Genomic DNA, 6154 nt, shown 5'->3' on the forward strand with positions numbered 1-6154 from the left:
GAAGGGGTCACTCACTGGCGCAGGCAACTGCTGGCACTATAAGGTGAAACCCGATTTTGGCTGCCCTCTTCAACGAAGGACAGATCAATGCAGGTAATCAATGCTGCTTTGATGCGCGACCAGTTGTAGCGGGGGTAGTCCACCAAAAGCCACAGCAGTGTCTACGCAACTACGGCGAGCCATAGGGAGTCGCACAATGTCATCAATGCTGGACAGGTTTTACGAGCTGTCCGCTCATCTCAATAGCTTGCTGGATAGCGATCCTGCTGAGGCTGTGAGACAGGCCCGGGCGATCGACCTTGATACACCTGAACGCTTCAATTTGATGAGCCTGCGTGCGGCAGTCTTGGTGGATGGCGGTGCATTGACTCAGCAAAAAGATGCGATTGAAGAGGGCCTCGCTTTTCTTCGCGAGCTCGAAAGTCATTTTCCGACTGTGGTAGGTATCGTCTACAACCTAGCAAATGGGCTTGTCGCAGCAGTAGGCAACCCGCCGGGTAATCAGAGTTGGCTGGACCATCAAGAGAGCACCCGAGAGCATCGCGCCGAAGCACGTAGATGCTATTGGAGAGTGACTCAGGATTCAGAAGCTGATCCTGCGCTGAAAACTCAATCCTGGACGAACCTCGCAAATCAACTGGGAAACAGTTTTAGGCTTGGTGAAGCACATGATGCACGGCTTGCTGCACTTGAAATCGATCCGGGGAACGGTGTTGCTGCATATGCTGCTGCCCGGGATCTACTTTGGCTTTTTGATCAAGGTGGTTGCTCGGATCTAACACGCATTGAGGCGGTTATGTTGGTCAAGAATGCACGTCAGCAGGGGCGAGTTGCCGAGTACGCTGGAGCGCAGGCCGCCGAGCAGATATCAGCGTTCGCTAATGAGCTTGAAGATCCACCACCGCCCCCACCACCCGAAGCAGTTGAGTGTGCTCATCTTTTGAACAGCCGTACCTGTCTTGGCTATGGAAAATGGTTGCCATTCAAACAGATCTAGCCTATAGGCCGCATCAACAAAAATGTCTCTCAAGCTGAACTGGGAGAGGCAGCGCAGCATTGGTCAGCGCATACTTGGTTTTGATCGCTGTGAATCGCTCGGTGGCTTACAGACGCTGCATGACTGGATGTTGGCCCAGCGCGATCTGGTTCCCAACAGATCAGCCACGGCAAAAGCCCTCAACTACAGACTGAAACGCTGGGTAGCGCTGACGCGATACCTGGACGATAGAGCTGTGCCCATCGACAACAATCAGATCGAGAACCAGATACGGCCTGGGCGCTCGGACGCTCGAACTGGCTGTTTGCCGGGTCGCTGCGCAGCGGTAAACGGGCGGCTGCGATCATGAGCCTGATCCAATCGGCACGCATGAATGGACATGATCCGTATGCCTATCTCAAAGATGTGCTGACGCGGCTGCCGACACAGCGGGCCAGTGAGATCGGACAACTGCTGCCGCATCAGTGGGTGCCGGCCTGATTTACGCAAGGCGAGTTGGCGGACGCTTACACCGTTTTTGTTCGATGTCCTACTGCGACAGCTATTTATAATAGCAAGCCGGTGGCTCACATCGCTTGTCCACCGGGAGTTCCGGCCTCAGCGGTTGCGCGTTGACCTGCACCCCTACTTGCGAGCTAATCCAACTTAAGCGCTCTGCATCGAGCAGCGTCACTATCGTCCCCCCACCGCATTGGGAGGAGAAACCTGATGCCCGAGAAGCGATCCCAACTAAGCGGTACCGGCCAAACTGGCTCCTCACATAGACTGGGCCACCACTATCACCTGGGCAGGCATCGAATGCACCTTGCGGGTCTTTTGCAAACAATTCGCGACCGGCCTTGCAACTTTCCGCCCCCGGTACAGGAGCCGGGGTGCACCTTGATGACGCTATCGGCACATCGGCGAACAGCTTGCGGCCAGCGTTCGCTTGTCCGTCATCCCCGAAACCGACGACTCGTACATACCTCGCGTCGTTAAGGCCACTCAGTGACGAAATTGCAATAGGACTAGCGGGAGAGATGAATCCAGTTCTCATCTTGATCACCATCAAGTCACGACCGCCCAAGTTTCTACCTTGTGCGACAGCGCCCACATCCATTACCGCAAATGAAGCAACCGCAGCTGATTGAACTTGCGGCAGGCCGGTTGGCGGAGTCTTCGAATAACCTCCAGACCCGAGTTTAAGCGCCTGGCTCAAGCTGGTTGCAGCGGTAACCCTCACCGGCACCAACTTTCGGTAACCGCAGTGGGCTGCTGTCAGTACCGCGTCTGTGGCGATAAGCACACCCGTGCAGTACGCCTGTTCTGATGCGCTTTCGAACTCCACCACAACAGTTTCAGTGAAATCGTTGACGCTGGCCTCCATGCCGCCTTTAACCAGAACGTCAGCATCCCTGTCGACCGACGCCCAACCCATAACATTCTCCTGACCATTGGCATTCAGAGTCACTCCCAACGTGCCGAGGGCTATCCATTGTAAAACTTTCATTTCGGCACCTTGCATTTCCCTGGGTTATTCAGGAATGAGGCTGGAACGCCCATCTGTGAAAACAATGGCTCTGCAGAAGCGACTGATGCGGCCGCTGTGACCCTGGCTGATGCGAAAGCGACTACTGCAGCTCTCTTAGCGCTATTGTCGCTATCTTCCGATTCCATTGTGTTGATACATGCGTCATAAGCAGCCTGTGCTGCATCAACATCGGATATGGCAGTTACAACCGCGGCAGCAGCGTTGGTTCGCGCAGTATTTTCAGCGGTTCTTGCTGCGTTCTCAGCAGTAGCTCGTTTAGCGGGGTCGAGTGAGTCAACATACTTTTGTGCTGTGGTGTCAGCGCCCCCCTCGAGCGCTGCGCCCAACACACCCAAGAACTTGCTACCCGCAGTGGTCTCAAGGAGTCCGGCCACCAGGGTTGTGGGCGTATTTTTGTCTGGCGGCAGGGCATACCAAGGGCTATCCCAAGCATCCCGGCCTCTGCCTTCGCCATTAGGAGAGAGTAAGTCCGAGCTAACCCAAGCCTGTCCGAGGGGCACGTCTGATTGGAGCACGGAATACCCATTTTTTAGATTTTCAACTAACGCCTTGGATGGATCGAATCCAGAAACAGTGAGAACAATTGCTTTGGACTTTGATCTTAGAGACCAGCCTTTGTCCAAGCGTTCGCCGTAATAGAAAGCTCGTAAGCGGACGGCTACTTTAGAACCGTCAGGAGATCGGATAATTTTCATTTCGGCGAAAAAACTCGGCTTTTCGGCAAGCATGGCTCCGCTGCTGGCCAGTTTCGCCTTTGCATCGGCAAGCACTTGCGGCAACCCTGCGACCCAGTCATCCACAGACTCCCCAGATTCACCGTTCGCGCGCGCCACGGCCAGCCATGGTAACGGCAGGATACTATCCAGCTTCACCGAGGAATCTAGGAAGTCAGCTGAATCGGTAAAAACTTTGCCATAAACCACATGGAGGCAACCTCTCACGTCCTCGCCCCTGTTGAAATTCAGCGTAGAGGCAAATTTGGCATCGGAGTCTTCACCGTACGACTTCAGGCCGGTACCGACAGCTTTAAGGCCCCCGGAAATCACATTGGTCAGCAGCGGAAGCAGCAAAGGGTTAACGTTGTCCGCGTCGGTGTTTAGGCATTCGCCATGAAACACCCGAAAACCTGAGGTGGTGCCCGCGCTGATCCTAATGTGGTCAGGACTAACTTGCATCTGGTTTTGGGATCCTGCACACCCCGCTAGCAGTCCTGACAACAGCAGGTAATAGCCCCACGAACGATTTAGATCCATCGCTTCATCCCTTCAGCGGATTCTTATTCGTGCCAGCAACTCCGGTCACAATCACCGTTTCGGAGCGCTGATGGCAGCTTAGCTTATGCATCAAACTCTGCTGCTCAAGTTACTCTCTTTCCTAGCCCCATTGGCCGGCCCGGCGGTCGACAGCTTTGAGAGGCGTTACGTGGAGTTTGTGCCGTCGATCATCAGCCTCGCCGACGATACGCTTGGAGGCACCGGTGTAGAACACTCTTGGATGACTTGGCTTTGAAAGATTTGCTGTAGGTGCGGCGCTGAGAGGCATGGAAAATACGCTTGATAGGCCAGAAGCGCTGCCCACTTAAACTAGGTAGACACCATTGGTCTGTCCCGAGCTGAGTGGACACTGACTTAAGGTGGATAATGTCCACCGCAAGGAGTGTTCATGACCCAGACCAGACGACGTTTCCCCGAATCGTTCAAACGCGAGACGGTAGACCAAGTACTTGCCGGCACGCTGCTTCGTCATGTGGTTGAGACACTGGGCATCGCTGAAAGCCTGCTGAGCAAATGGAAGCGCCTGCTTTTCCGGGCAATGGCAAGCAGCGTGGCGAGAGTGCGGAGTTGCGCCGGCTACGCCAGCAACTGGCTCAGGTCACCACGGAGCGCGATGTTTTAAAAGGCGCTCGCCATCTTCTCGCAGCCCACGAAGTGAAGTTCCGCGCCATCGAGGCGCTGACCAGTCGCTATCCCGTAGCACCGATGTGCCGGCTGCTGCGGGTATCACGCAGCGGCTTCTATGCCTGGCAGCAGCGGCCACCTTCGGCGAGAGAGATGGCGAATCGGCGTCTGAGCAAAGAGATCCGCACCATCCACCACGAGGTGAATGGAATCTATGGCCATCGCCGAATCAAGGCCGAGTTGGCGGCCATGGGGCATGTGTGTGGTCGACACCGGGTTGCTCGACTGATGCGCGAAGCCGGTCTGCGCGTTCGCTCGCGCAAGCGCTGGCGGCTGGTTTCCAGCAATCGTCATGCTCTGCCGATTGCCCCAAATCACCTGGATCGCCAGTTCGCCTCGGATCGCGCTAATCGGCACTGGGTCTCGGACATGACCTACGTGCAGACGGCCCAAGGCTGGCTGTATCTGGCCGTCGTGCTCGATCTTTTTCACGCGCTGTCGTCGGTTGGGCGATGCAGCAGGCCCTGGTACACGCCGCGCTGGAGATGGCCGTGGCTCACCGACAGCCGCAAACCGAGTTACTGCTGCACTCGGATCGTGGCAGCCAATACTGCGCGTACGATTACCAGGCCTTGCTGCGGCGACATCGCATCGCGCCCAGCCATTCACGTCCGAAGAACTGCTGGGACAACGCCGCGATGGAGAGCTTCTTTCGTTCGCTGAAGGCTGAGCGGGTGTACCTGACTCGCTACGCCAGCTACCAGGAGGCGAAAAACGACCTGTACAATCACCGCCGTCGCCACTCGACGCTGGGCTATCTCAGTCCGATGGAGTTTGAGCGGCGAAAGGCTAGCAGTAACTCTTAACTACCTGTCCACCAACTCCGGGACAGACCAGTCTCAATTAGATCCACTCGCTAATACACTAGTGAGATGCAAGCTGCTCAAGCCTTTCCACCAACAGTCGCCAATCCTTGTCGGGTACTCGGCCATCAATCCAATCCTGAATCTGCGCCTGCAGTTCAGGCCGTGGGTACTTTTTGAACTCCTCTAGCCAGTCTTCCGGATCAGGCATTATGTCGAAGGTAGGAAGGTGATCATAGTCAAAGTCAAAGTTAAACTTTCCGTCCGGGGTCAACGAGAAGTTCGCTGTATACCAAGCTTGACCACTAGCGTGCTGGGCTGCCATTTCATCACGCAGCTGCAAAAGCGCATCAAAACCAGCACCGTCTATTACAAAGGTCTTCGATCTCTGGCCTTCAGAGCTAAGAAAATACCCATTTTGAGAGCTATAGCCACAAATAACCTGATAAGTATATACGGCTTTCTTCCAGCCAATTTCCGGCAGCTCGTTATATACAGATATCGCTATCTCACGGTAGGACTCTTCAATCTTAGGCGTCATCTTGGATTCTCAATCACGTTAACTTTCCGGTTGCCGTCGATGATTTCTGTAACCTTAAACTTTCCCGCTCGCATCGTATCATCGGTGTAAATCAGTTCAATATGGACTTTAACACTCTTCTTATCTCTTAGCGCCTGCGCCCAGTTCTCTTCCATTTTCCCCCATTTACCATTGGGGTATTTATTGATTTCACTGGCCATAGGCGTGAGATTTTCATAGCCCTCGAAGCCTCCGAACTGGGAGCCGATGAGATGGCCTCCATGGTCGTCAGGCAAGCGGCCATCGTCAGCCCCTACTGTGCGCTGTGCATGTTTGCTCCGCTCA

The 6154-nt window shown here is 54.9% G+C and carries 7 protein-coding genes and 1 pseudogene; 4 read left to right on the forward strand and 4 right to left on the reverse strand.

Features of this window, described 5'->3' with window-relative positions; genetic code table 11:
• Nucleotides 1–196 precede the first annotated feature (196 nt).
• Both N5D30_RS25785 and N5D30_RS25790 read left to right on the forward strand, forming a co-directional pair.
• On the forward strand, nucleotides 197–997 hold the full coding sequence (locus N5D30_RS25785) for a hypothetical protein (protein ID WP_279911292.1): 801 nt from the start codon (nucleotides 197–199) through the stop codon (nucleotides 995–997).
• 109 nt (nucleotides 998–1106) lie between these two features.
• Nucleotides 1107–1477: pseudogene (locus tag N5D30_RS25790) on the forward strand (transposase); the annotation flags it as partial.
• Nucleotides 1478–1538: 61 nt separating this feature from the next.
• Here N5D30_RS25790 and N5D30_RS25795 read toward each other — a convergent pair.
• Nucleotides 1539–2486, reverse strand: coding sequence for a trypsin-like serine protease (locus N5D30_RS25795; protein ID WP_279911293.1), 948 nt, complete (start codon nucleotides 2484–2486; stop codon nucleotides 1539–1541).
• Complete coding sequence (locus N5D30_RS25800) at nucleotides 2483–3781, reverse strand: hypothetical protein (protein ID WP_279911294.1); 1299 nt, start codon at nucleotides 3779–3781, stop codon at nucleotides 2483–2485. The genes N5D30_RS25795 and N5D30_RS25800 overlap by 4 nt, the downstream gene beginning before the upstream one ends.
• A gap of 409 nt (nucleotides 3782–4190) precedes the next feature.
• On the opposite strand from N5D30_RS25800, the gene N5D30_RS25805 reads away from it, so the two are divergent.
• Together N5D30_RS25805 and N5D30_RS25810 are read left to right on the forward strand one after the other, a co-directional pair.
• A complete protein-coding gene (locus N5D30_RS25805; RefSeq protein WP_279911295.1) occupies nucleotides 4191–4424 on the forward strand; it encodes a transposase in 234 nt (77 codons plus the stop codon).
• Nucleotides 4425–4881: 457 nt separating this feature from the next.
• Nucleotides 4882–5292, forward strand: a complete 411-nt coding sequence (locus N5D30_RS25810; protein ID WP_279911298.1) for a DDE-type integrase/transposase/recombinase — start codon at nucleotides 4882–4884, stop codon at nucleotides 5290–5292.
• 58 nt (nucleotides 5293–5350) lie between these two features.
• Here the strand turns inward: N5D30_RS25810 and N5D30_RS25815 are convergent, their stop codons facing one another.
• Both N5D30_RS25815 and N5D30_RS25820 read right to left on the reverse strand, forming a co-directional pair.
• Complete coding sequence (locus N5D30_RS25815) at nucleotides 5351–5830, reverse strand: hypothetical protein (RefSeq protein WP_279911296.1); 480 nt, start codon at nucleotides 5828–5830, stop codon at nucleotides 5351–5353.
• Nucleotides 5827–6154, reverse strand: a 328-nt coding sequence (locus N5D30_RS25820; RefSeq protein ID WP_279911297.1) for a DNA/RNA non-specific endonuclease, incomplete at its 5' end; no start/stop codon positions are given. The genes N5D30_RS25820 and N5D30_RS25815, both read right to left, overlap by 4 nt.

Source organism: Pseudomonas sp. GD03875 (genome assembly GCF_029840585.1).
Lineage (GTDB): Bacteria > Pseudomonadota > Gammaproteobacteria > Pseudomonadales > Pseudomonadaceae > Aquipseudomonas > Aquipseudomonas paralcaligenes.